Here is a 26,669-nt window from a genome sequence, read left to right as displayed (position 1 = left end):
AGCTCCTACAGAATGAATGCTTTACTCATGTAGGAGCTGCCGAAGGCTGCGATCTTTTCTGCGGTCAGAACCGCGACCCGGGTTTGGAAAGAAATACCAACTCTTCATCCGTAGACTCCCGCCCCAACACCGCATTGCGATGCGGAAACCTTCCAAACTGCGCAATCACCTTCCGATGCCGCTCGGCATAGTCCAGGTTATCGGCAAACACCGCGCGCTCCGATTCCGGCTGTTCAGACACCAATTCGATAAATCTGGAAACGGCTTCGTTCTGCACCGCGAGGTTTTCGCAGTGTTCGAACACCAGATAAATGAATACCCGCTGAATCGCCTTCAATTGCCGATCAAAATCCGCCGCAACGCCTTGCGCGACAAGTTTCTGTGCAAGCAGATCACCGGAAAAGGCTTTGGGGGTGTCGCGATAGATCATGCGCGGCAGTTGATCGAGCAACAGCACAACCGCCAGCCAACCTTCGGGACATTGCGTCCACTCGGTCAATTCACCGGCCAGGGCCTGATCGACAAAGACCCCGAAACGCGTCTGCGCTTCGAGGTCCTGGCTTTTCCGCTTACCGAACCACAACTTGCCCTTTTCGGCCGCTACTGCGTTGGCTGATTCGGCGTGTCCGAACCACCAGTCGAGCAACGGCTGCCAGGGCGCGTGCATGGTTTATTCCTTGTGGTAGGCCGTGGCGCGGGCGACTTCTTCTTTCGAACCAAGGAACACTGCGACGCGCTGGTGCAGGCCTTCCGGCTGGATGTCGAGAATGCGCTGATGACCATCGGTGGACGCGCCGCCGGCTTGCTCAACGAGGAACGACATCGGGTTGGCTTCGTACATCAGGCGCAGCTTGCCCGGCTTGGACGGCTCGCGGCTGTCGCGCGGGTACATGAACAGACCGCCACGGGTCAGGATGCGATGCACGTCGGCGACCATCGCCGCGACCCAGCGCATGTTGTAGTTCTTCTTCAACGGCCCTTCTTCACCGGCCAGCAGCTCGCCGACATAGCGCTGCACCGGGGCTTCCCAGTGACGCTGGTTGGACATGTTGATGGCGAATTCCTGAGTGGTTTCAGGAATGGTGATGTCTTCGTGAGTGAGGACGAAGCTGCCCATTTCACGATCCAGGGTGAAGCCTTTGACGCCGTCGCCCAAGGTCAGCACCAGCATGGTCTGCGGGCCGTAGATCGCGTAGCCGGCGGCCACTTGCTGGGTGCCTGGCTGCAGGAAAGCTTTTTCGTTCAGCGGCTCGTTCTGGCTGAGGTATTCGTTCGGGCAACGCAATACCGAGAAGATCGTGCCAACCGGGGCATTGATGTCGATGTTCGACGAGCCGTCCAGTGGGTCGAATACCAGCAGATAGGCGCCCTTCGGATATTTGCCCGGGATCTGGTAGGCATTGTCCATTTCTTCGGACGCCATGCCGGCCAGGTGACCGCCCCATTCGTTGGCTTCAAGGAGGATTTCGTTCGACAGCACGTCGAGCTTCTTCTGCACTTCGCCTTGTACGTTCTCGGTGCCCATGCTGCCCAGAACACCACCCAGGGCGCCTTTGGATACGGCGTGGCTGATCTCCTTGCAGGCACGCGCCACCACTTCGATCAAAAAGCGCAGATCGGCAGGAGTGTTGTTGCTGCGGGTCTGCTCAATCAAATAGCGACTCAAGGTAACGCGGGACATGGACGGCTCCGGTGGAATGGGGGGCGGAAAACCCGCGCAGTTTACAGGGAGTCTGAAAACCTAGCGAGCAAAGACGCCGGCTAACGTGCGCCTGGGTTTATTTGCCTGTATGAGACGTGATTGTCGGTGGAGAGTTCAGGTGTCGGATTGAGCGTAGTTGGAAATGGGCCGGGTGGTGGTTAGGCGAAGCGACGGTTTCAGGATTTTTGTCGGCAGGCAGACCGCTATCGCGATCAGGCTCACTCCTACAGGGGAAATGCGGTCCATTGTAGGAGTGAGCCTGCTCGCGATCGGATGCGCAGCATCCGCCTTGTCAGGTGCTGGTCGGGGGCTTGCGCAACAGGCTGAACGCCATCGCCCCGAGAAACACCACGCTGAGCAGCAACACCGCCCACAAGCCGATCTTCTTCCAGTTGGTCCCGGCCACCGCAGCCGTCGTCGCCGTCGAGGTCTGCGTAACCAGCGCCTCGTCTTGCACCGTGGCCTTGCCCAGCGTGGCCAGCATCTGCGGTTTGAAATCCGGAATAAGCGTTGCCAGCGGCAGGTTCGCCGCTCTCACATTGGAGTTGCCCAGCGCCAGGCTATACGGCCCTTCGCCCCGGGCTAGGAAAATCACCTGCGTGGCGCGCACCGCATATTTCAGGTCCGGCGCCTGCTCACCCAGACCGCCGCCGCGCTCATCCACGATCAGCTTGAGTTGCTGCACGGTCTGCCCGGAAAGCGCGATTTCGTTCTGCACCACGTCCTGATTGTTCTGGGTCAGGCGATACAGCAAGCCACTGCTGATTGTCTGCCAGGGCAAGTTGCTTTCGCGCCGGCCAGCCAACGTGACCGGCGCCAGGCTGTTCGGCTGTTTCAGCTCCACCTGCACCCGCTCCACATTCAGCCCCATCGGCAGCTGCCAGCTGTATTCCCCTGATTTGGCGCTGCTGCCGGCCACGTTTGGCGACCACACCAAGGGCAGCGGCAGGTTGCGCGGGTCGCTGCTTTTCAGTTGCGCCGAGGTGAGGATCGGTGCCGAGCCCGGCGACTCCCACAGCAGGCGCACATAGCGCGCAGTCTGTCGCGGAAGGGTCACTTCGTGCTGTTCGATGCGCTCATCGGAAAAGGTCAGGCGTGCCACCTGGCCCTCGCCCCAGGATTGCCAGTGCTGCAGATCGTCGCTGGCCTCGATGCTGAAACGCTGGAAACCGTCGCGTTCGCTGGTCCAGTCGAGGATGAGTTGCTGCAACGGCGCCTTGATCGCGCTGGCATCGAGCAACCAGCCGCGCAGCACTTCTTCGCCCGCTTCCAGTTGCGAGGACGGCTGCACTTCCACCAGCGTGCCGTTGGTGGTCGACTGCACGCGCACATTCGGCGCACGCTCGCTGGCGTCGGCGGCGTTGTACAGCGGGAACCACTTGACCTCGTGCAGCTTGCCGTCGTCGCGGGTCTGAGCAGACTCGCGAGCCAAAGCGTAAGCCTGCGCTTCGCCGGCAGCGTTGAATACGCGCAGGTCGCTGAGATCGGTCTGGCGCGCCTGCAATTGCGCGCTCAGCGGCAGGTCGAGGCGATACCACGGGCCGTTGCCACTCACCGACAATGGCAGCTGCGAGGCGAAGTCCGCCGGTTTTTCCTGAGCGCCGGCCACCATCACCACGCCCAGCGCCAACCACCCCAGATTCAGCATGCGACTCAAGATGCAACTCCTTCGGTTTCCGGCGCGGGTTTGTCCGCCGCCGGTTCAGCCTCGACGCGTTTGGGCGGCAGCGGTGCAAAGTAGCCGACCACCAGCAGCAACACGCCAACACCGATAAACGAGACGATCCGGGCGAGACCGCCACGGTTGCTCAGTTCGACAAAAACCAGTTTGGCCACCACCAGCGCAATCAGGGCCGCGCCGATCAGCCACACTTCGCGGCGATGGCGCAGATGGCCGCCGATCATCAGCCCCAGCGCCATCAACGTCCAGACGATCGACAGACCGGCCTGCACCAGCATCGAAGCGAGCAGTTGATCAAGCTCGAACGGAATGCCGGCCCAGTGATGCGCAGCGCGAGTGACCAGCGCGGTACAGAAAGCGAACAGCGAGACCCCGGCGATCAGTTGCGTGGCGTGGTCGGCGTAATCCTGGCGGACCGACAACTGCGTAACGGCGCTGCGCGACCAGACATAAACACCGAACAACGCAAACAGCAGACCCAACTCCAATGGGTTGAGCAGCGGCACGTAGGGCAACGGTTCGGGATTGCCATCGCTGACGCCATTGGCCAGCCAGAACCACGCCAGCATCAGCACCGCCAACGGTGCCGCCGCATACAAGCGGTACTCGCGGGTGAACGCGGCGACCGGCCACGGCCAGTCGCGCGGTGCCGCCATCAGCAACAGATAAACGCTCGGCAGAATCGCCCAGCCCAGCCAGCGCCAGGCGTTGTATTGCTCGGACATCAGCAGCAGGCCGTAACGCAACTCCAGCGCCAGCACGCCGATCAGCAGCCAGCAACCCAGCACATGGGCCGCGCTCAACGCACGCGCCGGCAACATCGACGCCAGGCGGCGCAGGCTGAAGAAATGCACCGCGAACAGCAGCGGCCACGCCAGCCAGCCGAAGTCGGCGGCCGGGTGATAACGCGCATGCCACGCACCGAGCAAGACCAGCGCCGCCGCCGGAATCAGCAAGGTGCAGAGCAACCCCAGCGCCGGCCATCTCAGACGCAACGACAACAGCGTCCACAGCGCCACACTGATCGCCGCCACCAACAGCAACAACGTGCCCTGCAGATTCGGCGAAGCAAACCGCAGCACTTCGCTGATCCACGCCAGCGCCCACCACGCGGCGCCCCAGACCAGCAGCACTTGCGACAAGCGCTGCAAACTCAACGCATCGAAAGCACTGGCAGGGTTGCCCAGTTGCAGGCGCCACGCGCCGATCAGCGCCGCCAGCCCGAGCACCAGCGGCGTCCAGAAGCCACCATGGCCCAGAGGCCGCAGTCCTTCGCTGGACAATGGCCCGAGCAATTCCGGGCCGGCGAGCAAAAACGCGGCGCCGCCGATCACCTGCAACAGCAACCCGAAGACGAAACTCAGACGCTGTTGCAGGTACAGGCTCAGCCAGATGATCAGCAAGCCGCTGGCCGCCCACACCGCACTCGCGGTCTGCCACGGCAAGACAAAGAGCACCGCCAGATTGATCAGCACCAGCCCGGCCAGCAGCACCACCGACAAGCCATGCAGCAGGCGCACATCGGCGCGCACCATTTCATCCCGCGCCGCCAGGAGCATGCCGGCGATCAACGCCAGACCGATCAAGGACGCACTGAGCAAACCACTCCAGCCCGCGCTCAATACCGCCGCCGAATCTTCACCGGCGCCTTGCAGGCGCAACAGGAACAACGCGCCGCCCAGCAACTGCACGGCGAACGCGGTAAACAGGAACGTGCGCGATTGAATCCGCAGCCCGACAAATAATGTCGCCAACCCGGCCAAGGCCCAACTGATCGCCGTGCCCTGGATGAACAGGAACAACGGTGCCAGCAGATAAAGGAACGTCAGGCCCAGACAAGCCAGCAGCGCAAGACCTTGGCGCTCCCACGGCGAACTTTGCTCCGGCGTGGCTTTGCGCAATTGATGGAAGCTGAACAGCAACGCAATCCCGAGCATCAGCGCGCCCAGCGGTGCGCCGTCGAGCAGACTGCTCTCGCCGAGCTGCAATCGACCGAGAAACGCCAACGCCGAACCCAGTTGCAGCAACAGCGCAAAAACCCGGGCGAACGGTCGATGCTGACGCAACCCTAGCCAGAAAATCCCCGCGCCTTCGACGGCCCACGCCGCTGACGTCCAGCGTGCATCGAGCCCCAGCGGAATCGCCAGGCTGGCAAAAATCACCCCCAGGGCCAGGCAGGTTTCACCGAGCAGCATCGCCCGCCCGCCCATCAGCACTCTGGCCAGCGCCATATAGATCATGCCCAGCGCCAACGCGCTGAAAACCGCGGCAAATTCGAGGTGCTGGACCAGCGCGAACTGCAAACCAAAGCCAATGATCGGCGGGCCGAACAGCATCGTTCCGTCGACGTAATCGCCCTTGCGTGCCGACCACTGCAGCAACGCCTCACGGTCAGTATCCGCCGGGGCATCCGCCATCTCGCGCAATTTGCGCCGGGTGAACAGCAGGCCAATGGCGAGGTACATGAGGAAAAACAAAATCAGGAACGGCTCGGTGCTCCACAGCAGTTCCGGGGTGTATGAACGCAGGCCCCAGGCAAAACCGATGCCGAAGGTGCCGACGAAGCCGATCAGGTTGAGCAGGCGCCAGGCCTTGAACCAGGCGATGGCGAGAATGCCGGCATTGAGCAAGGCGAAATAGCTGAACAGCGCGACGTGATTGCCTTCGCCGGTAGACGTCAGAATCGGCGCGGCGAAACCGCCGAGTGCCGCCGCTGCCGCCAGCCCCAGCGCATCCTGAGTGATCGCCAGAATCGCCGAGAACACCGTGACGGCCACCAGCAGGCCGAGTGCGGCGGAGGGATCGAGCAACGGATGCAGACGCATCGCCGCAAACACCGTCAGGTATAACACCGCGATCCCGGTGCCTTGCAGCATCAACGCATAGTGGCTGTTGCGCCGGCGCAGCCACCAGCCCAGCGCCAGCAGGGCCAATGCCGCTGCCGCGACCCCGGCGTAACGCAACTCGATCGGTACCACCATGCCTTCGGTGGCGTAACGCAGCAAAAACGCCAGACCGAAAAACAGCAGCACCACGCCGACGCGCAGCACGGTATTGCCGCCGAACAGCCAGTTGCGCGCCGCGCTGATGCCGCGTTCGACCAGGTTAGGGCCACGGGGTTCGGCTGGTTGTTGTGGAGAGGCAGCAGGCGCCGGCTCGGCGCGCCAGACATCGGCCGGTAGCGGCTGACTGGTTTCGCGGGCGGCGGCTGGGATCGGTTCGAGCTCGGGAGGCAGCTCCCAGATCAGCTCAGGGGTCGGGGCGGCCTGCTCAGCCACGTCGACGGGTTCGGCGACCGGCTCGACTTCAGGTGGCGGGGTTGGCGCATGCGAGGGCGAGCCCTCCAGCACAAACAGCCGCTGAGCCACGCCCTGCAAGGCTTCCCGCACCTGTTCGAGTTGGCGCTGCTGCGCCGCCGCCTGCGCGCCAAGGCGTGCAATGCGTAGCGTCTGGCCGATGACCAGTCCCAGCAGCGCCCCTAACAGCGCGCCACTGAATGACTCGTCAAACAGTCCACCGAGCACCAGCCCGATCAACATGAACATCCATTGCATGGTCGATATCCCTAAGCAGCCCCGAGGCGAGGCGAGTCCGGCGATGGCTTCAGTCTAGGCACAAACCGTGTGGGAGCGAGCCTGCTCGCGAAGGCGGATTGTCAGCCAACATTTCTGTTTAAGTCGACGATCGCTTCGCGAGCAGGCTCGCTCCCACAGGGTACGGCGGTGATTGATGCCTTGTAACCGGCGCTCAGTATATCGATCCGGCCCAACAAACGTCGGGCCTTGCGCAGATTTGTCGGGGAAAGTTACTCCAAAGCTTTCCAGATATCCGTGGCGTACTCGCGAATCGTCCGGTCCGAGGAGAACCAGCCCATCCGCGAGGTGTTGAGCACCGCCGAGCGCCACCAGTTCTGCGAGTCATGCCAGTGCGCATCGACGCGCTTCTGCGCTTCCCAGTAGGAGTCGAAGTCGGCGCAGACCAGGAAGCGGTCATAGTCGATCAACGAGTCGATCAGGCCGGTGTAACGCGAGGTGTCATCCGGCGAGAACACACCGCTGCGAATCGCTTGCAGCACATCGTTCAACCGATGCGAGGCGGCGATATCGGGCACGGCGCTGAACTCGTGGTTCTGCTTGCGCGCTTCAACCTGTTGCGCGCTGAGGCCGAAGATGAACATGTGCTCGGCTCCGATGCGCTCGCACATTTCCACGTTGGCACCGTCGAGGGTGCCGATGGTCAGCGCGCCGTTGAGGCCGAACTTCATGTTACTGGTGCCCGACGCCTCGAAACCGGCGGTGGAAATCTGCTCGGACAAGTCCGCCGCCGGGATGATGCTTTCGGCCAGGCTGACGTTGTAGTTGGGCAGGAACACCACTTTCAGCAGCCCGCGCACGGTCGGGTCGTTGTTCACCACCCGAGCGATGTCGTTGGTCAGTTTGATGATCAGTTTGGCCTGGTGATAACTCGCCGCCGCTTTACCGGCGAAGATCTTCACCCGTGGCACCCAGTCGACTTCCGGCTCGGCACGAATCGCCTGGTACAGCGCCACGGTGTGCAGCAGGTTGAGCAACTGGCGTTTGTATTCGTGGATACGTTTGACCTGCACGTCGAACATCGCCGCCGGGTTGACTGCGATCCCCAGGCGCTCGTGAATCAGATAGGCCAGCGCCTTCTTGCTGTGCAAGCGCTGCTCGGCGAAGGCTTTGCGGAACGCGGTTTTCTCGGCGAACGGTTCGAGGTCGAGCAGGCGCTCCTCGGGATGGTCGAGCACGTCCGGGCCGAGGGCATCGACCAGCATCGAGGTCAGTTCCGGGTTGGCCTGATACAGCCAGCGGCGGAAGGTAATGCCGTTGGTTTTGTTGTTGATCCGTTCCGGATAGAGCTTGTGCAGTTCGGCGAACACGGTTTTGCGCATCAGCTGCGTATGCAGACCGGACACGCCGTTGACGCTGTGCGAACCGAGGAACGCGAGGTTGCCCATGCGCACCCGCCGGCCGTTGTCTTCTTCGATCAGCGACACGGCGCGCAATACATCGAAGTCGTGAATGCCCTTGGCCCGCAGCGAGTCGATGTGCTGGGCGTTGATCAGATAGATGATCTGCATGTGCCGCGGCAGCATGCGCTCCATCAGGCCGACCGGCCAGGTTTCCAGCGCTTCCGGCAGTAGCGTGTGGTTGGTGTACGACAGAGTATCGACGGTGACTTGCCACGCCGCGTCCCATGCGACGTCGTAGACATCGACCAGTTGGCGCATCAGTTCGGCCACCGCGATCGACGGGTGAGTGTCGTTGAGCTGGATCGCCGCGTGATCACCGAGGGTCAGCACCGAGCTGTGCATATTGCGGTGGCGGCGCAGCAGATCCTGCAGCGAAGCGGCAACGAAGAAGTATTCCTGGCGCAGACGCAGCTCTTGGCCGGCTTCGGTGCTGTCTGCCGGGTAGAGGACACGGGAGATACTTTCGGCGCGGGCCACTTCAGCCACGGCGCCCAAGTGGTCACCGGCGTTGAAGCGTTCCAGGTGCAGATCTTCCATGGCGCGGGCACGCCACAGACGCAGGGTGTTGACGCTTGCCCCGCGCCAGCCGACCACTGGTGTGTCGTAGGCGATCGCACGCACGGTTTCCGCCGGCGACCAGACCTGACGGGTTTTGCCGTTGGCGTCGGTGACGGTTTCGACGCTGCCGCCGAAACCGATCGGGTACACCACTTCCGGCCGTTCGAACTCCCATGGGTTGCCGAAATCCAGCCAGTGTTCGGTCTGTTCCTGTTGCCAGCCATCGACAATCGCCTGCCGGAACAAGCCGTGCTCATAACGAATGCCATAGCCATGGCCGGCGATGCCGAGGGTCGACATGCTTTCCATGAAGCACGCCGCCAGACGACCGAGGCCGCCGTTACCAAGCGCCGCGTCGGGCTCCAGCAGGCGGATGCGCTCCAGGTCGACGCCCAGTTCGGTCAGCGCTTCACGGGCGACGTCGAGCAGGCCGAGGTTGCTCAGACTGTCGTAGAGCAGGCGGCCGATCAGGAATTCCAGCGAGAGGTAATAAACGCGCTTCTGACCTTTGCGGTAGATCTGCCGGGTGTGGTCCATCCAGTGTTCGACCATGTGATCACGCGCCGCCAGGGCGATGGCTTCGAACCAGTCATGGTCGAAGGCGTGATCGGGGTCTTTGCCCACGGCATAGGTGAGTTTGGTCAGGACGGCGTCGCGGAATGCGGCCACCTCTGCTTCGCGAACTAGTGGTTCTTGAGTCATCAACAGGACCTCGAGCGAGCGGGAAATTTCTGAGCCTAGACGGTCTGACCGGCGGTTACGGCTCTGGTTCGGCAGTATTTGCCCGGACTGTGCGCCGGTGCGACATAACCTTGGCGGATGAACCAATGAATGCAGGGGCCGTGCCGCCTTGGCGGGCAAAATGCGATCGCGGTGAAAATATCCGGCGAAAGGTTGTTCAAAATTCCACCGCTCCCGGTATGATCGCGCGCCCTGATGCACATACCCCTGGTAACTCCCGATGATGAAGCCCAACCTGATCGCCGCCGCCGAGATTGATCGTCTCGATACGTGGGCCAAATACTCGGCGCCGATGTGCGGCTCGTGCATGTCCAGCTGCTGCACGCTGCCGGTCGAGGTCAAGATCAAGGATCTGGTGCGCATCGGTGTGGTCGACGAGTTCGAACTGGGCGATCCGCCGAAGAACATCGCCAAGCGTCTGCAAAAGGAAGGTCTGGTCGAACGCTTCAATCAGAAGTCGGGGATCTTCACCCTGCAGCGCATGAGCAACAACGACTGCTATTACCTCGATCGTAAAAGCCGCCTGTGCACCATTTATGACAAGCGCCCGGACACCTGCCGCAACCACCCGAAAATCGGCCCGCGGCCGGGGTATTGCGCTTACAAGCCGAAAGAAGTGGTGCGCGAGCAGAATTTCCGAGCGATTGAGAAGTTTTAACAGCAAACCCTCACCCCAGCCCTCTCCCAGAGGGAGAGGGAGCCGACCGAGGTGTCTGGCGCCATACACCGACCTGAAAAAACCAGTCGATTATGGATTCGGTGAAGCCCGCCAAATCGATTCTGGATTCGGCAGAATTCGCTCAGGTCGATGCATCTCCTGAGCATCCCCCAATCAGTCCCCTCTCCCTCTGGGAGAGGGTTAGGGTGAGGGGCTTTTGATCCCGGACAAACAAAAACGCCCCCGGTCTCGCGACCGGGGGCGTTTTCTATTCCAGGGCTGAATTACGCCTTGGCTTTCTTGGCAGCGCGGGTACGCTCGCTTTCGTCGAGGATCTTCTTGCGAAGACGGATCGACTTAGGCGTGACTTCGCACAGCTCGTCTTCCTGGATGTATTCCAGAGCCTGTTCCAGAGTGAAGCGAACAGGTGGGACCAGAGCGATGGTTTCGTCTTTACCCGAAGCACGCATGTTGTCGAGCTTCTTGCCTTTGGTTGGGTTGACACCCAGGTCGTTGTCGCGGCTGTTCTGACCAACGATCTGACCGTTGTAGATCTCCTGGCCGTGTTCTACGAACAGCTTGCCACGAGCCTGCAGGGTTTCCAGCGAGTAGGTCAGAGCCTTGCCGGTTTCAACCGAAACCAGAACGCCGTTCTGACGGCCGGACATGTGGCCCGACTTCACTGGAGCGTAACGGTCGAAGATCGAGGTCAGGATGCCAGCACCGTTAGTCAGGGTCAGGAACTGGTTACGGAAACCGATCAGACCGCGAGCAGGGATGTTGTATTCCAGACGAACACGGCCCTTGCCATCCGGCACCATGTTGCTCAGGTCGCCCTTACGCAGACCCATCTCTTCCATGACCTTGCCCTGCGATTCTTCAGGGATGTCGATGGTGACGTTTTCGAACGGTTCCTGCTTCACGCCGTCGACTTCACGGATGATCACTTCAGGGCGGCCCAGGGCCAGCTCGAAGCCTTCGCGACGCATGGTTTCGATCAGTACCGAGAGGTGCAGCTCACCACGGCCGGAAACCTTGAACTTGTCAGCCGAGTCGCCTTCTTCAACGCGCAGTGCAACGTTGTACAGCAGCTCTTTGTCCAGACGATCCTTGATGTTACGGGAGGTCACGAACTTGCCTTCTTTACCGCAGAATGGCGAGTCGTTGACCTGGAAGGTCATGGAAACGGTTGGCTCGTCAACGGTCAGCGGCTTCATCGCCTCGACGGTGTTGATATCGCACAGAGTGTCGGAAATGAACAGCTCGTCGAAGCCGCTGATGCAGACGATGTCGCCGGCTGCTGCTTCGTCAACGTCAATGCGGTGCAGACCGTGGTGACCCATCAGCTTCAGGATACGACCGTTGCGGCGCTTGCCGTCGGCGCTGATGGCGACAACCGGAGTGTTCGGCTTGACGCGACCGCGAGCGATACGGCCAACACCGATAACACCCAGGAAGCTGTTGTAGTCCAGCGCGGAGATCTGCATCTGGAACGGACCGTCACGGTCAACGGCCGGAGGCGGAACGTGGTCGACTACTGCCTGGTACAGCGGAGTCATGTCTTCCGCCATGGCGGTGTGGTCCAGACCGGCAATGCCGTTCAGGGCCGAAGCGTAAACAACCTGGAAGTCCAGTTGTTCTTCGGTCGCACCGAGGTTGTCGAACAGGTCGAAGATCTGGTCCAGAACCCAGTCCGGACGCGCGCCTGGACGGTCAACCTTGTTGATCACCACGATTGGACGCAGGCCGGCTTCGAAAGCCTTCTTGGTCACGAAACGGGTTTGCGGCATAGGGCCGTCTTGAGCGTCAACCAGCAGCAGAACGGAGTCGACCATCGACATTACGCGTTCAACTTCGCCGCCGAAGTCGGCGTGGCCCGGGGTGTCCACGATGTTGATGTGGTAGCCGTTCCAGTTGATGGCGGTGTTCTTCGCCAGAATGGTAATACCGCGCTCTTTTTCCTGGTCGTTGGAGTCCATCACGCGCTCGTCGTTGAGCTCGTTGCGCTCCAGAGTGCCGGATTGACGCAGGAGTTTGTCTACCAGGGTGGTTTTACCGTGGTCAACGTGGGCAATGATGGCGATGTTGCGTAGATTTTCGATCACTTGTGTATCTCGATCAGAGGATTCGGTTTGCTGACAAGTCATGGCAGCGATTAGCAGTAGTGTCCGGCATGGCCGTTACAGCTTGACGGCGGTGTCGGGGGGCCGGTGACGCAGGCCACAGGCAAACAGCCCCGGGCACTTAGCTCGGTCGATAAACGCGCACATTGGCATGCCCCTCACTGAGCAAATGGTGGGCATGCAGGCGACTCATCACGCCTTTGTCGCAATACAGCAGGTACTGGCGAGTAGGGTCCAGTTCCTTGAAACGTGCGTTCACTGCATAGAACGGCATCGTCTGTACCTCTATGCCGGCGAGTTCCAGCGGGTCATCCTCGGCGGCATCCGGGTGGCGGATGTCGATCACGATCTGACCGGCCAGCGCTTCGCTGACTTCTTCAATCTGCAAATCCTGGCCCAATTCGTCGATCACCCGATCGATCGGCACCAGTTTGGCGTTGGCGAGCGCACGCTCGAGCACCGCCATGTCGAACTCTTTCTCTTCGTGCTCAACCCGGCCACGCTTGGCGGCGGTCTTCGGGTTGACCGAAATCACACCGCAGTATTCCGGCATGTGCCGGGCGAAATCGGCGGTGCCGATCTCGTTGGCGGTATCGATGATGTCCTGTTTGTGCGCGACGATCAGCGGCCGCAGCACCAGCTTGTCAGTCACGCAGTCGATCACCGACAGGTTCGGCAGCGTCTGGCTCGACACCTGGGAGATCGCTTCACCGGTCACCAGCGCATCGATGTGCAGGCGTTCGGCGATCTCGGACGAGGCGCGCAACATCATACGCTTCAAAACCACGCCCATATGACTGTTATCGACTTTGCCGAGAATTTCGCCCAGCACTTCCTCGAACGGCACACTGACAAATAGCACGCGTTGCGAGCTGCCGTACTTCTTCCAGATGAAGTGCGCGACTTCCATCACGCCCAATTCGTGGGCACGCCCGCCGAGATTGAAGAAGCAGAAATGCGCCATCAGGCCGCGGCGCATGATCTGGTAAGCCGCCACGGTCGAATCGAAGCCGCCGGACATCAACACCAGCGTCTGCTCCAGCGCACCGAGCGGGTAACCGCCGATGCCGTTGTGCTGGCTGTGAATCACGAACAACCGTTTGTCGCGAACTTCGATACGTACTTCGATTTCCGGCGCTTTCAGGTCGATTCCGGCTGCACCGCACTCACGACGCAGCTTGCTGCCGACGTATTTTTCGACGTCCATCGAGCTGAACGCATGCTTGCCCGCACGCTTGCAGCGCACCGAGAAAATCTTCCCGGCCAGCGCATCGCCGTAGTGCTGTTTGCACTTTTCGGTGATGTCGTCGAAGTCGCCCAGCGGGTACTCGTCGATCTGCAGAAAGTGCGCGATGCCCGGCATGCAGGTCAGGCGTTCGCCCATCTCTTTCAAGGCTTTGGGGTCGGTGACGCGGGTTTCCAGCTCGAGATTGTCCCACACGCCGTTCACCACCACGGCCGGGTCCAGGTCACGGAGCACGGTGCGGATGTTCTTGGCCAACTGGCGGATGAATTTCGTCCGGACAGGTCGGCTTTTGATGGTGATCTCGGGGAAGACTTTTACGATAAGTTTCATGAAAACAGCGCGCGAACGGCCAGCCGAAAAAGGGGGGCGCGGATTATAGCGGAAATTGCTCAAGGTTTAACCAGTTAATGTGCAGAAGGTTTTGCACGCACCAAAACAGGTCATTTCTGAATTCAAACGCAACATTACGGGGCGAGATTTGTCGATTCAGTAGCTTGCGCACCTTAATAAGCGTGAATTTGGCGCAAAAAACCCATGCTGGGGCACTGGCATGCAATTTGCTCCCTTGTGAGGCAGGTTGCCTTGGCAGAGTATTCGCGCCGGCATCACCATTATTAAGGGCATCCACTACCCGCCCTAATTCACCCGGAGGACACTATGTCGAAGTCGGTTCAACTCATCAAAGATCATGACGTCAAGTGGATTGATCTGCGCTTCACGGACACCAAAGGCACTCAGCACCACGTGACCATGCCGGCTCGCGATGCGCTGGATGACGACTTCTTCGAAGTCGGCAAGATGTTCGACGGTTCCTCCATCTCCGGCTGGAAAGGCATCGAAGCCTCCGACATGATCCTGATGCCGGTCGACGAAACGGCCGTACTCGATCCGTTCACCGAAGACCCAACCCTGATTCTGGTGTGCGACATCATCGAGCCTTCGAGCATGCAGGGCTACGATCGCGACCCACGTGCGATCGCCAAGCGCGCCGAAGAGCACCTGAAAGCCACCGGTATCGGTGACACCGTATTCGCCGGTCCAGAGCCAGAATTCTTCATCTTCGACTCGGTGAAATTCAAGTCGGACATCTCCGGCTCGATGTTCAAGATCTACTCCGAGCAAGGTTCGTGGATGTCCGACCAGGACATCGAAGGCGGCAACAAGGGTCACCGTCCAGGCGTGAAAGGCGGCTACTTCCCGGTTCCACCGTTCGACCACGACCACGAAATCCGTACCGCCATGTGCAACGCACTGGAAGAAATGGGTCAGTCGGTTGAAGTTCACCACCACGAAGTGGCAACTGCCGGCCAGAACGAAATCGGCGTCAAGTTCAACACCCTGGTGAAGAAGGCCGACGAAGTTCAAACCCTGAAATACGTTGTGCACAACGTGGCCGACGCTTACGGCCGCACCGCGACCTTCATGCCGAAGCCACTGTACGGCGACAACGGTTCGGGCATGCACGTACACATGTCGATCTGGAAAGACGGCAAGAACACCTTCGCAGGCGAAGGCTATGCCGGCCTGTCCGACACCGCTCTGTACTTCATCGGCGGGATCATCAAGCACGGTAAGGCCCTGAACGGCTTCACCAACCCGGCGACCAACTCCTACAAGCGTCTGGTACCAGGCTTCGAAGCGCCGGTAATGCTGGCCTACTCGGCGCGCAACCGTTCCGCGTCGATCCGCATTCCTTACGTGTCGAGCCCGAAAGCCCGCCGTATCGAAGCGCGCTTCCCGGATCCGGCCGCCAACCCGTACCTGGCTTTCGCAGCCCTGCTGATGGCCGGTCTGGACGGTATCCAGAACAAGATCCACCCAGGCGATGCCGCCGACAAGAACCTGTACGACCTGCCGCCTGAAGAGGCGAAAGAGATTCCACAGGTTTGCGGCAGCCTGAAAGAAGCCCTGGAAGAGCTGGACAAGGGCCGCGCGTTCCTGACCAAGGGCGGCGTGTTCTCCGACGACTTCATCGACGCCTACATCGCGCTGAAATCGGAAGAAGAAATCAAGGTTCGCACCTTCGTACACCCACTGGAATATGAGCTGTACTACAGCTGCTGATCCGGTAGCGCTGCGCAAAGCGGCGTGACAAAAGAGGCCTCCTTCGGGAGGCCTTTTTTCATTGCAGATCAAAAGCCCCCTCACCCTAACCCCCTCCCAGAGGGAGAAGGAACTGATCTTCATGCTCTTCAAAACCTGAGTTCACAGGGGAATTTCAGGTTGCTGTAACTCATGCAAACAACAAGGTCGGTTCCCTCTCCCTCTGTGAGAGGGTTAGGGTGAGGGCACTTTGGGAACTTGCACCGGGCTGGGCCAACCGCCTCACCTGTCCTATGCTGCTACCCACAGTTTCCAACCCCGGTCGATTTCATGGGTCGCACGTTTCTCTACATTCTGCTGCTGATCGCCCTGCCCGCCGCTGCGCAGATCTACAAGTACACCGACGCCAACGGCAACACCGCATACAGCAACCAGCCGCCGGACGGCGTGCAGGCGCAACCGGTCGACTTGCCGCCCCTCAATCGGGTCGAACCGCAAGCACCGAGCGCTCCGCAAGCACCCAGTCCCGATGAGCGCCAGCCTCCGCGCAACGCTTACGAAATCCTTGAGCTCGCCGGCCTGCCCACTGACGAGGCCCTGCGCGCCAACGATGGCACCTTCACGGTCAACGTATTGATCAAACCGCGCCTGCAACCGCCGCATCAACTAAAACTGGTGCTGGACGATCAACCCTATGGCCAGCCGAGCAACGTGCCGGTTCTGCAACTGGTCAACATCGATCGCGGCGAACATCGCCTGGCGGTGCAAGTGATCGACGGCCAGACCGTCATCCAGCAGAGCCCGCCAGCCGTCTTCACCGTGCAACGCGTGCACACGCCATGATCCGCGCAGGACTGATACTCATCCTGACGCTGATGGCGCTGCCCGCCTCGGCCGAGGTCTTTACCTATGTCGACGCACAGGGCAACCGCGTCTACACCGACCAGCCCCGGGCGAATGCCAAGCGTGTACCCATCGCAACCAGCAATCGCATGGCCGTCCCTGCCAGCACCGCCGCGCCGATCACCACGGCGAAAAAATCCGCCGAACCACCGCCCTTTCATTACGACATGCTGCGCATTCTGATTCCGGAGCCCGACGCTACTCTGCGCAGCAGCGCCGGCGAGCTGATCGTCAGCGTCACCAGCGAGCCCGGCCTGCAAAGCGGCCATCGTTATCGCCTGCTGCTCGATGGCAAGGCCACGGGCGAGCCCGGCGTCAGTCCGGTATTTGCCCTGAGTAATATCGATCGCGGCAGCCACAGCCTTTCAATCGAGATTCTCGACGCCGCCGGGCGTACCGTGGAGCGCACCGCCAATCAGCCGTTTCACATGCTGCGCATTTCCCTGGCGCAGAAACGCCAGATCAAACCCTGCGTGGCCGACGACTACGGCGCCCGCCCGGAATGCCCGCTCAAGGACAAACCTGAAGAACCGAAAAATCCGTTTTTGCGCTTCTTTTAACGCCCATCCGCAATGCGCACTCTATTGGTGCACTAAACTGCATCCTGCCCACCACTCAACCCATTTTGGTTCGAAACTTCCCGTTTGAGCTGGCTTCGTGCCATACAAACGCGCGTCAAACGCCTGTTTCAGGGCTTAAACGCTTCTTTTCGGAGCCTTGGTTTGGTTTTTGCATTTTCCTGTTATCAGCGCTTTGTTCTCGCGCACGCCTTGCTCCAAAAGGGGTCCAGATGACCATAAGCGACGCTATCCACCGTTTGCTGCTCGACAACCTGACCACGGCGACCATCCTGCTCGACGCAGAACTGCGCCTGGAGTACATGAACCCGGCGGCGGAGATGCTGCTGGCCGTCAGCGGTCAACGCAGTCACGGCCAGTTCATCAGCGAGCTGTTCACCGAATCCCCCGAGGCGCTCAACTCCCTGCGCCAAGCGGTCGAGCAAGCGCACCCGTTCACCAAGCGTGAAGCGATGCTCACCGCCCTCACCGGCCAGACTTTGACCGTGGATTACGCGGTGACGCCGATCCTCAGCAACGGCGCGACTCTGCTTTTGCTTGAAGTGCACCCGCGTGATCGCCTGTTGCGCATCACCAAGGAAGAGGCGCAGCTGTCCAAGCAGGAAACCAGCAAGATGCTGGTGCGCGGCCTCGCCCACGAGATCAAGAATCCCCTCGGCGGCATCCGCGGTGCCGCGCAGTTGCTGGCCCGCGAGCTGCCGGAAGAAAGCCTGCGCGACTACACCAACGTGATCATTGAAGAGGCCGACCGCCTGCGCAATCTGGTCGACCGCATGCTCGGCTCGAACAAACTGCCCTCGCTGGCGATGTGCAACGTTCATGAAGTCCTCGAACGCGTCTGCCAATTGGTCGAAGCCGAGAGCCAGGGCTGCATCACTCTGGTGCGCGACTACGATCCGAGCATTCCCGACGTGTTGATCGACCGCGAACAAATGATCCAGGCGGTATTGAACATCGTGCGCAACGCGATGCAGGCGATCAGCAGCCAGAACGAACTGCGCCTTGGCCGCATCAGCCTGCGCACCCGCGCCATGCGCCAGTTCACCATCGGCCATATCCGCCATCGTCTGGTGACCAAGATCGAGATCATCGACAACGGTCCGGGCATCCCGGCGGAACTGCAGGAAACCATTTTCTTTCCGATGGTCAGCGGTCGCCCGGACGGTACCGGGCTAGGCCTGGCCATTACCCAGAACATCATCAGTCAGCACCAGGGCCTGATCGAGTGTGAGAGCCATCCAGGCCACACCACGTTCTCGATCTTCCTGCCACTGGAACAAGGAGCCACATCGACATGAGCCGTAGTGAAACCGTGTGGATCGTCGATGACGACCGTTCTATCCGTTGGGTTCTGGAAAAGGCCTTGCAGCAGGAAGGCATGACTACCCAGAGCTTCGACAGCGCCGATGGCGTGATGAGTCGTCTGGCCCGGCAGCAGCCGGACGTGATCATTTCCGATATCCGCATGCCGGGTGCCAGTGGCCTGGATCTGCTGGCGCGGATTCGCGAACAGCACCCACGGCTGCCGGTCATCATCATGACCGCTCATTCCGATCTGGACAGCGCTGTCGCCTCCTATCAGGGCGGCGCTTTCGAGTACTTGCCCAAGCCGTTCGACGTCGATGAAGCGGTGTCGCTGGTCAAGCGTGCCAATCAACATGCGCAGGAGCAGCAAGGCCTGGAAGTTGTGCCGGCGCTGACCCGTACTCCGGAAATCATCGGCGAAGCGCCGGCGATGCAGGAAGTGTTTCGCGCCATCGGTCGCTTGAGCCACTCCAACATCACCGTGCTGATCAACGGCGAATCCGGTACCGGTAAAGAACTGGTTGCCCACGCCCTGCACCGCCACAGCCCGCGCGCGGCTTCTCCGTTCATCGCGTTGAACATGGCGGCGATTCCCAAGGATCTGATGGAATCGGAGCTGTTCGGTCACGAGAAAGGCGCATTCACCGGCGCCGCAAACCTGCGGCGCGGTCGCTTCGAGCAGGCCGATGGCGGCACGCTGTTCCTTGATGAAATCGGCGACATGCCGGCGGATACCCAGACCCGCCTGTTGCGTGTCCTGGCCGATGGCGAGTTCTATCGCGTTGGCGGGCATGTGCCGGTCAAAGTCGATGTACGCATCATCGCCGCCACCCACCAGAATCTGGAAACCCTGGTTCACGCCGGCAAATTCCGTGAGGACTTGTTCCACCGCCTCAACGTGATCCGTATCCACATCCCGCGCCTGTCGGATCGTCGTGAAGACATCCCGACGCTGGCCCGGCACTTCCTCAGCCGTGCCGCGCAGGAATTGGCAGTCGAGCCGAAGCTGCTGAAAAGCGAGACCGAGGAATACCTGAAGAACCTGCCGTGGCCGGGCAACGTGCGTCAACTGGAGAACACCTGCCGCTGGATTACCGTCATGGCCTCCGGCCGTGAAGTGCACATCAGCGACTTGCCGCCAGAGCTGCTCAACCTGCCGCAGGACTCGGCGCCCGTGACTAACTGGGAACAGGCCCTGCGCCAGTGGGCCGATCAGGCCTTGGCCCGTGGCCAGTCGAGCCTGCTCGACAGCGCGGTGCCGGCGTTTGAGCGGATCATGATCGAGACGGCGCTCAAGCACACCGCCGGGCGCCGGCGTGATGCTGCCGTTTTGCTCGGCTGGGGGCGTAATACCCTGACGCGCAAGATCAAGGAACTGGGGATGAAGGTTGATGGTGGGGATGATGATGAGGGCGAGGAAGGGTAATCGGCCTTCGGTAGAACAGTTTATTTGTGGTCATCCGTAATCAAGTGTGGGAGCGAGCTTGCTCGCAAAAGCGTCAGGTCATTGAGCGGCTCAGTGACTGAACCGACGCCATCGCGAGCAAGCTCGCTCCCACATTGGCTTCTCCGTGCACCGCATCAATGCACGACGACCTGCGATCGCGCACAGCGGCATTGTCACCGCGACAGCTGAAAGCGCTGGAAAATCCGATCTTTGAATAACTGAAAGCCCCGAATTCCGGGGCTTTCGCATCTCGCAGGCGCTTTTTGTTTCAACAAATGAAAACCTGGCACGCCCCCTGCAATACCTCTGACAGGTGATTCGTTTCACCACCCGTTTCGGGGACCTTGGTACAGGCAGGCCGGGGATTCCCCTCTTTACACCGGGCTCACGGCACAAAGCGGCGAGCCCACCCTTTTGGGATCCTTGGTACAGGCAGGCCGGGGGTTCCCTCTTTACACCGGACCGCCGCCAACAGCGAAGTCCATCCTTTTGGGAACCCTGATACAGGCAGGTCAGGGATTCCCGCTTTTACACCGCCAGCTGAGGTGTTCAGCCCGGCGCTAATCAAGCCTCGGACGCTTGGGCAAATGATGCAGAGGCGGATTTTGCCGCCCCGAGTCATATTCCCGGATCTCGGCTTCCAGCCTGTCCAGCATTTTTCCGGGGCTGGTTTCATGGAGCAAAATGTCGTCGAGCCGTGCCTGCTCGCCAGCGCCGCGCCCACGGTAGATTTTCAGGAACCACCAGACGCGCCGTTGCGTTAGCGGATGCTCGACATGAAATTCGGGTGTACGACTCAATCTCCGGATCGCGTCCAGCAGGCCGGGCCGAGAACCGAAGGTGTCCCAGAGCTCCAATTTTTCAGTTAATTCTTTCCCCGGCGGCACATTGCGCAGCCAAAGGTTTGCCGAGCGATCATTAGATATCGGTGCCTGTTGTGATACGTGCATGTATCAGCCGGCGGAGCGAAGCCGGATCCGTTATTGGATTGCCGATGAGATTGAAGCCGGCTCTGAGTTCAACGGATTCGGGAATCGACGAGATGCGGTTGTTCGCCAGGTTCAACACTTTCGCGGGAATCTCGCTGGTGATGCCCTCCGGGAAACTGTCTAACCTTGCATTGGAAAGATCCAGCTCCTGCAGTGCAGTCATTCCTTTGAGTGATGGTGCGACCGACAGCGCATTGTCACCCAGTCTCAATACTTCCAGTCTTGACCGCGCGTTATCTGCACCAAGCCCGCCAGGGAGACGGTTTATTCCGGTTCCTGTCAGATCCAGCACACGCAATTCGGTCATCCGGGTAATGTCAGGCGCCACCAGCAAAGAATTATTCTTATGCAGGTCAAGCACCTGTAAGCGCGAAGGACTGGGCAACCCGGCCACCACGCCAGCAAGATCTGCCATGCCATATGTGTTCCCAAGCCTCAACACTTGCAATTGCGTCATGCCGCTCACCGAAAACCGTGCGGGAAAGTTGCAATCCTGCAGGCTCAGCACTCGTAAACGGGACAGGCCGTTCAATAGCGTCGCAAAGCGCGAATTTATCTCGAGTCGTGATTGAAGTATCTGAAACTGATAACGCCCAGCAGCGTTGTTCCAGGCATGTAGCCCGGTGGCAAACTGCGCGCTTGTTACCGTCAGGCTTTCAATGTTGGGAAACTGCGCAAAAAACACCTCAGGATTCAGCCGCGCATTTCCTCTTAAAGAAAGCTCGACGACTGCTTTGAATTTCAATGAATGCAGCCTCTCGACCGGCCATAGCATGAGATTCATATCCAGCTTGTACCCCGACAGCTGCCCATCACGATAGACCCGCAGATCAGGCTGACCTTGCCACTTGTACAACTGGCGTAACGTGCTCCACATGTCAATCGTCGCCTGCTTTTCACTACCCCAGGCCTCGCGAGACTGAAAGTGCGGGAACCAGACGTTTTCGCTGCCCAGTTGCGCAAGCCCAAGCTGAATCCGCTTGAGCTCAAGATCCGCTACGTCCTTGTCATCGAACCGGGCGATAAAATCATCCGCGTGTTGATCGCTCATGTCCGGAAGATAACTTCGGACCTGCGCTCGGGTGGCTGGCTCAACGACCGTACGCGGGTACCAAAAACCGCTAGTGGCATCACGCAGCATTACCGGACCTGGAAGCAAATCGCTTGGCCGCCGGGCTCGATGCAGTCCCGTCTCCGGATCCACGGCGACAAGCACAAATTCGCCATCGGCCACTTCAGCGTAGGTGCGCTTCTTGAATACCGTTAAACCTTCACTGTTGACTTCTGGAAGAATTGCCCGGGCATTGATTACGTAATCGTCCAGCGCCGGTCCAGGCGCAAGCAAACGCGTTTCAACAGGGGCCGCGTGAATAATGACCGCCGGGGTCGTGCCAGCGGCATCTGCGTCAACAGCGCTGGACGAACCCGGGCGCGGCCGCAGGTCATCGAGGGAGAGTCCTGAACCAAAATCTCTACGGCCCGATGGGCCGGGGAGCGGTGTGCCCACCTCGGCCGGTCGGGTCGGGCTGGTCGATGCATCCACTTTCACGGGGGTGCTGCCACCGGTAGGTGGTTTTACTGGCATGTTGTTCATCCTTGAAAAGGTCACCCCTGGCAGTCGAGCAAGGGGCGAAGGCTTTCGGCATCCTGCCGGTTTGAAGAGGATCGCACGATAGCGTGTGCAAGCATTTCAAGGAGAGTGGAAAACCAGACAGGCGCAGTGGGAAACGACGTCAGGAAGCGTAGGGGTCTCGAGGAGGACGGCAGGATTTCAATCAGTTCGTTTGCAAACGAATCACCAGCCGCCAGCGGTCATCGACCTCACTGCCGAGCCAATTGCCCTGCAGCGGCCGGGCTGCCAGCACCGTCAACAATAACCCACCGTCACTTTTACGAACGCGCCAGTTGACGTCCTTGCCATTGAGCTTGAGCTGGCCTTTCTGCGCCGGACCTTCGGCCTGAAACAACAACGCCACCGTGCCATCGATGATCTCACCGTGCAGCTTCGGCTCGTTGTTGAACCAAACCACCAAACCGCTATCGGTCACTTCTACCTGCTGCAACACGCTCGGATCCGGCGTCGTCAGGCGGCCGATCATCAAACCGATCATCAACCCGACAATCGCCAGCGAACCGATGACTCGCGGGAATAGTTTCGAACGGTTGTCCACAGGCGGCGTAGAATGCCGCTCATCTTTACCTTCGGAGCCGTGCATGTTTCACGTCATCCTTTTTCAACCAGAAATTCCGCCGAATACCGGCAACGTTATCAGGCTGTGCGCCAACAGCGGCTGCCACCTGCATTTGATCGAACCGCTGGGCTTCGAGATGGACGACAAGCGTTTGCGCCGCGCCGGTCTCGACTACCACGAATATGCCACGCTGCAACGTCATGCAGACCTGGCCAGTTGCCTGGAAAGCCTGGGCAACCCGCGATTGTTCGCGTTTACCACCAAGGGTTCGCGGCCTTTCCATGATGCCGCATTCGTGCCCGGCGATGCGTTTCTGTTCGGCCCGGAAAGTCGTGGGCTGCCGGCGGATGTGCTCGACGCCCTGCCTGCCGACCAGCGCCTGCGCCTGCCGATGCGCGAAGGCTGCCGCAGCCTGAACCTGTCCAACACCGTGGCGGTCGCCGTGTACGAAGCGTGGCGCCAGAACGATTTCAAGTAACGCCATAAAACAAATGTGGGAGCGAGCCTGCTCGCGATTACGGCGTGTCAGGCAACATTGATGTGTCTGACAGACCGCTTTCGCGAGCAGGCTCGCTCCCACATGGGGTGTCGCTGAACCGTCTTACTGAACGGTCGGCGTCTCGCCGCTTTCCTGCATGCGCTGCAGCTCTTGCGCGTACAGAGCATCGAAGTTGACCGGGGCCAGCATCAGCGCCGGGAACGAACCACGGGTGACCAGGCTGTCCAGGGTTTCGCGGGCGTACGGGAACAGGATGTTCGGGCAGAACGCACCGAGGGTGTGGCTCATCGAAGCCGCGTCGAGGTTCTTGATCAGGAAAATACCGGCCTGCTGCACTTCAGCAATGAACGCTACTTCTTCACCGTTCTTCACGGTCACCGACAGGGTCAGCACCACTTCGTAGAAGTCGCCTTCCAGTGCTTTCTGACGCGTGTTCAGGTCCAGACCGACCGCCGGATCCCACTGCTGGCGAAAGATTGCCGGGCTTTTCGGGGCTTCGAAGGACAGGTCGCGTACGTAGATGCGCTGCAAGGAGAATTGCGGTGCGGTTTCTTCTTCGCTGGCTGCAGTGTTCTGTTGGTCAGTCATCTCAGATCCTTATCGATCTTGGGTCTTTTAGGGAGTGCTGTACGTGGGTGCAGCCGTTCAGGCCTTGAGCAGCGCGTCGAGTTTGCCGGCGCGCTCCAAAGCATACAAATCATCACAACCGCCGATGTGCTTTGCGCCGATCCAGATCTGCGGCACGGACGTGCGCCCGGATTTCTGGGTCATTTCGGCACGCAGCTGCGGCTTGCCATCGACCTTGATCTCTTCGAAGGCCACACCTTTGCTCGCGAGCAGATGCTTGGCGCGCGAGCAGTAAGGGCAGTAGTCGCTGGAGTAGACGATGACTTTGTTCATGTCATTTCACCAGCGGCAGGTTGTCGCCCTTCCAGCTGGAAATCCCGCCGGACAGTTTGGCGGCAGTGAAGCCGGATTTCATCAGCTCGCGGGCGTGGGTGCCGGCGGTCTGACCGAGGGCATCGACCAGAATGATGGTCTTGGCCTTGTGCTTTTCCAGCTCGCCGACGCGGGCCGCCAGTTTGTCCTGAGGGATGTTCACCGCGCCAACGATGTGGCCAGCGGCATAATCCTTGGCCGGACGGATGTCCACCACCACGCCTGCATCTTTATTGACCAGTGCGGTCAGCTCGCCGGTGCTCAGGCTTTTACCGCCGCCCTGCATCGTGTGTGCCAGCAACAGAGCCAGCAGTACGACGAAGATACCGACAAGAATGTAGTGGTTAGTGGCAAATTCAATCAGGTGAGCAACCATCGAAGGAGGTTCCAGGGCGTTAAAATGTCGGCCAGTATACACAGCCACTATGGTCGGCCAAACCCCGTCCGGCGGTGACGCGGTCGGAACTTCGCTTTAAACTCCAACTCCGTTTTCCATCGCCCTCTTCTTTATCAGCCACGAGTGGATTCCATGACGACTACGCCCAAACCTTTGGTCCTGATGATTCTCGACGGCTTCGGTCACAGCGACAGCCCCGAATCCAATGCCGTGTTCGCGGCGAAGAAACCTGTGCTGGATCGTCTGTGGGCTACGGTGCCGAACGGCTTGATCTCGGGCAGCGGCATGGACGTCGGTCTGCCGGACGGGCAGATGGGCAACTCCGAAGTCGGCCACATGAACCTCGGCGCCGGGCGCGTGGTGTATCAGGACTTCACCCGTGTGACCAAAGCGATCCGCGACGGCGAGTTCTTCGAGAACCCGACTATCTGCGCCGCTGTGGATAAAGCCGTAGCCGCCGGCAAAGCCGTGCACTTCATGGGCCTGCTGTCCGATGGCGGCGTGCACAGCCACCAGGACCATCTGATCGCCATGGCCGAACTGGCCTTCAAGCGCGGCGCGGAAAAAATCTACCTGCACGCCTTCCTTGATGGTCGTGACACACCGCCAAAAAGCGCTGCTTCGTCGATCGAACTGCTCGACGCGACTTTCCAGGCACTCGGCAAGGGCCGTATCGCCAGCATCATCGGCCGCTACTTCGCCATGGACCGTGACAACCGCTGGGACCGTGTCGCTCAGGCCTACAACCTGATCGTCGACGGCAACGGCGAATTCAACGCCGCCACCGCTCAGGAAGGCCTCGAAGCCGCCTACGCCCGTGGTGAGAGCGACGAGTTCGTCAAAGCCACTTCCATCGGCGAGCCGGTGAAAGTCGAAGACGGCGATGCCGTGGTGTTCATGAACTTCCGTGCCGACCGTGCCCGCGAGCTGACCCGGGTGTTCGTCGAAGACGATTTCAAGGAATTCGAGCGCGCCCGTCAGCCGAAGCTGGCCGGTTTCGTCATGCTCACCCAGTACGCCGCCAGCATTCCGGCACCATCGGCCTTCGCTGCCGGCAGCCTGGAAAACGTTCTCGGCGATTACCTGGCGAAAAACGGCAAGACCCAACTGCGCATCGCTGAAACCGAGAAGTACGCGCACGTGACCTTCTTCTTCTCCGGCGGTCGTGAAGAACCGTTCCCGGGCGAAGAGCGCATCCTGATCCCGTCGCCGAAAGTCGCTACTTACGATTTGCAGCCGGAAATGAGCGCGCCGGAAGTCACCGACCGCATCGTCGACGCTATCGAAAACCAGCGTTACGACGTGATTATCGTCAACTACGCCAACGGCGACATGGTCGGCCACAGCGGTGTGTTCGACGCCGCGGTGAAAGCGGTCGAGTGCCTGGACACCTGCGTCGGTCGTATCGTTGAAGCGCTGGAAAAAGTCGGCGGCGAAGCCTTGATCACTGCCGACCACGGCAACGTCGAAAAAATGGCCGATGAAGAAACCCACCAAGCGCACACCGCGCATACCACCGAGCCGGTGCCGTTCATCTATGTCGGCAAACGCAACCTGAAGGTGCGCGAAGGCGGCGTGCTGGCGGACGTGGCACCGACCATGCTGATGCTGCTGGGTCTGGAAAAACCGGCGGAGATGACCGGGACGTCGATCCTGGTCTGACCAGAATCCA

Annotated in this window: 21 protein-coding genes; 8 read left to right on the top strand and 13 right to left on the bottom strand. The window is 60.3% G+C overall.

Going from position 1 to position 26,669, the window contains the following annotated elements; all coding sequences use genetic code 11:
• Window positions 1–64 precede the first annotated feature (64 nt).
• From DCO47_RS03130 to DCO47_RS03105, 5 genes are all read right to left on the bottom strand, one after another.
• Window positions 65–667, bottom strand: a complete 603-nt coding sequence (locus DCO47_RS03130) for a DUF924 family protein (RefSeq protein WP_116657416.1) — start codon at window positions 665–667, stop codon at window positions 65–67.
• Window positions 668–670: 3 nt separating this feature from the next.
• Window positions 671–1,681 (bottom strand): class 1 fructose-bisphosphatase, encoded by a 1,011-nt coding sequence (locus DCO47_RS03125; protein ID WP_039756611.1) that lies wholly within the window; start codon window positions 1,679–1,681, stop codon window positions 671–673.
• 313 nt (window positions 1,682–1,994) lie between these two features.
• A complete protein-coding gene (locus tag DCO47_RS03120; RefSeq protein ID WP_116657415.1) occupies window positions 1,995–3,359 on the bottom strand; it encodes a DUF3999 domain-containing protein in 1,365 nt (454 codons plus the stop codon).
• Window positions 3,356–6,937 (bottom strand): DUF2339 domain-containing protein, encoded by a 3,582-nt coding sequence (locus tag DCO47_RS03115; RefSeq protein WP_116657414.1) that lies wholly within the window; start codon window positions 6,935–6,937, stop codon window positions 3,356–3,358. The genes DCO47_RS03120 and DCO47_RS03115 overlap by 4 nt, the downstream gene beginning before the upstream one ends.
• 251 nt (window positions 6,938–7,188) lie before the next feature.
• Entirely contained in the window at window positions 7,189–9,639 is a 2,451-nt protein-coding gene (locus DCO47_RS03105; RefSeq protein ID WP_042608653.1) for a glycogen/starch/alpha-glucan phosphorylase, read from the bottom strand.
• Between the two features lie 259 nt (window positions 9,640–9,898).
• On the opposite strand from DCO47_RS03105, the gene DCO47_RS03100 reads away from it, so the two are divergent.
• The gene (locus DCO47_RS03100) at window positions 9,899–10,336 is read left to right on the top strand and encodes a YkgJ family cysteine cluster protein (RefSeq protein ID WP_065615414.1); all 438 of its coding nucleotides are present in this window, start codon (window positions 9,899–9,901) and stop codon (window positions 10,334–10,336) included.
• Between the two features lie 284 nt (window positions 10,337–10,620).
• Here DCO47_RS03100 and typA read toward each other — a convergent pair whose 3' ends face one another.
• Both typA and thiI read right to left on the bottom strand, forming a co-directional pair.
• Window positions 10,621–12,441 (bottom strand): translational GTPase TypA, encoded by a 1,821-nt coding sequence (gene typA / locus DCO47_RS03095; protein WP_016772102.1) that lies wholly within the window; start codon window positions 12,439–12,441, stop codon window positions 10,621–10,623.
• A gap of 139 nt (window positions 12,442–12,580) precedes the next feature.
• Window positions 12,581–14,035, bottom strand: coding sequence for a tRNA uracil 4-sulfurtransferase ThiI (gene thiI, locus DCO47_RS03090; RefSeq protein ID WP_042608651.1), 1,455 nt, complete (start codon window positions 14,033–14,035; stop codon window positions 12,581–12,583).
• A gap of 327 nt (window positions 14,036–14,362) precedes the next feature.
• Between thiI and glnA the strand changes: the two genes are divergently transcribed.
• The 5 genes from glnA to ntrC all read left to right on the top strand — a co-directional run bounded on the left by glnA (window position 14,363) and on the right by ntrC (window position 19,960).
• Window positions 14,363–15,769 carry a type I glutamate--ammonia ligase gene (glnA, locus tag DCO47_RS03080; protein WP_016772104.1) on the top strand — a complete coding sequence of 469 codons (1,407 nt, stop codon included), beginning with the start codon at window positions 14,363–14,365 and terminating at the stop codon, window positions 15,767–15,769.
• 309 nt (window positions 15,770–16,078) lie between these two features.
• Entirely contained in the window at window positions 16,079–16,591 is a 513-nt protein-coding gene (locus DCO47_RS03075; RefSeq protein ID WP_116657412.1) for a DUF4124 domain-containing protein, read from the top strand.
• A complete protein-coding gene (locus tag DCO47_RS03070; RefSeq protein ID WP_116657411.1) occupies window positions 16,588–17,211 on the top strand; it encodes a DUF4124 domain-containing protein in 624 nt (207 codons plus the stop codon). Before DCO47_RS03075 ends, DCO47_RS03070 begins: the two co-directional genes overlap by 4 nt.
• A 230-nt stretch (window positions 17,212–17,441) precedes the next feature.
• Window positions 17,442–18,527, top strand: coding sequence for a nitrogen regulation protein NR(II) (gene glnL / locus DCO47_RS03065; RefSeq protein WP_039756599.1), 1,086 nt, complete (start codon window positions 17,442–17,444; stop codon window positions 18,525–18,527).
• Complete coding sequence (ntrC, locus tag DCO47_RS03060) at window positions 18,524–19,960, top strand: nitrogen regulation protein NR(I) (protein WP_016772108.1); 1,437 nt, start codon at window positions 18,524–18,526, stop codon at window positions 19,958–19,960. Before glnL ends, ntrC begins: the two co-directional genes overlap by 4 nt.
• 581 nt (window positions 19,961–20,541) lie before the next feature.
• Here the strand turns inward: ntrC and DCO47_RS03055 are convergent.
• The 3 genes from DCO47_RS03055 to DCO47_RS03045 all read right to left on the bottom strand — a co-directional run bounded on the left by DCO47_RS03055 (window position 20,542) and on the right by DCO47_RS03045 (window position 23,186).
• Window positions 20,542–20,931 (bottom strand): hypothetical protein, encoded by a 390-nt coding sequence (locus tag DCO47_RS03055; RefSeq protein ID WP_133247387.1) that lies wholly within the window; start codon window positions 20,929–20,931, stop codon window positions 20,542–20,544.
• Window positions 20,900–22,555 (bottom strand): leucine-rich repeat domain-containing protein, encoded by a 1,656-nt coding sequence (locus DCO47_RS03050; RefSeq protein WP_165839177.1) that lies wholly within the window; start codon window positions 22,553–22,555, stop codon window positions 20,900–20,902. Before DCO47_RS03050 ends, DCO47_RS03055 begins: the two co-directional genes overlap by 32 nt.
• 190 nt (window positions 22,556–22,745) lie before the next feature.
• A complete protein-coding gene (locus DCO47_RS03045; protein WP_116657408.1) occupies window positions 22,746–23,186 on the bottom strand; it encodes a hypothetical protein in 441 nt (146 codons plus the stop codon).
• Here DCO47_RS03045 and trmL point away from each other — a divergent pair.
• Window positions 23,185–23,640, top strand: a complete 456-nt coding sequence (gene trmL, locus DCO47_RS03040) for a tRNA (uridine(34)/cytosine(34)/5-carboxymethylaminomethyluridine(34)-2'-O)-methyltransferase TrmL (RefSeq protein ID WP_065615411.1) — start codon at window positions 23,185–23,187, stop codon at window positions 23,638–23,640. The two genes, DCO47_RS03045 and trmL, sit on opposite strands and share 2 nt — an antisense overlap.
• A 123-nt stretch (window positions 23,641–23,763) precedes the next feature.
• Here the strand turns inward: trmL and secB are convergent, their stop codons facing one another.
• Genes secB through DCO47_RS03025 form a run of 3 tightly spaced genes read right to left on the bottom strand, consistent with a single transcriptional unit; the run spans window position 23,764 to window position 24,976 of the window.
• A complete protein-coding gene (gene secB, locus DCO47_RS03035; RefSeq protein ID WP_016772114.1) occupies window positions 23,764–24,249 on the bottom strand; it encodes a protein-export chaperone SecB in 486 nt (161 codons plus the stop codon).
• A 57-nt stretch (window positions 24,250–24,306) separates the two neighbouring features.
• On the bottom strand, window positions 24,307–24,561 hold the full coding sequence (gene grxC / locus DCO47_RS03030; RefSeq protein WP_116657407.1) for a glutaredoxin 3: 255 nt from the start codon (window positions 24,559–24,561) through the stop codon (window positions 24,307–24,309).
• 1 nt (window position 24,562) lies between these two features.
• The gene (locus tag DCO47_RS03025) at window positions 24,563–24,976 is read right to left on the bottom strand and encodes a rhodanese-like domain-containing protein (protein ID WP_016772116.1); all 414 of its coding nucleotides are present in this window, start codon (window positions 24,974–24,976) and stop codon (window positions 24,563–24,565) included.
• A 153-nt stretch (window positions 24,977–25,129) separates the two neighbouring features.
• Between DCO47_RS03025 and gpmI the strand changes: the two genes are divergently transcribed.
• Window positions 25,130–26,659, top strand: coding sequence for a 2,3-bisphosphoglycerate-independent phosphoglycerate mutase (gpmI, locus tag DCO47_RS03020; RefSeq protein ID WP_083354002.1), 1,530 nt, complete (start codon window positions 25,130–25,132; stop codon window positions 26,657–26,659).
• The last annotated feature ends 10 nt before the right edge of the window (window positions 26,660–26,669 follow it).

Source organism: Pseudomonas sp. NDM, assembly GCF_003105095.1.
Classification (GTDB): domain Bacteria; phylum Pseudomonadota; class Gammaproteobacteria; order Pseudomonadales; family Pseudomonadaceae; genus Aquipseudomonas; species Aquipseudomonas moraviensis_A.
The sequence above is the reverse complement of the archived record's forward strand: the minus strand, read 5'-3'. Positions and strand labels throughout refer to the sequence as shown.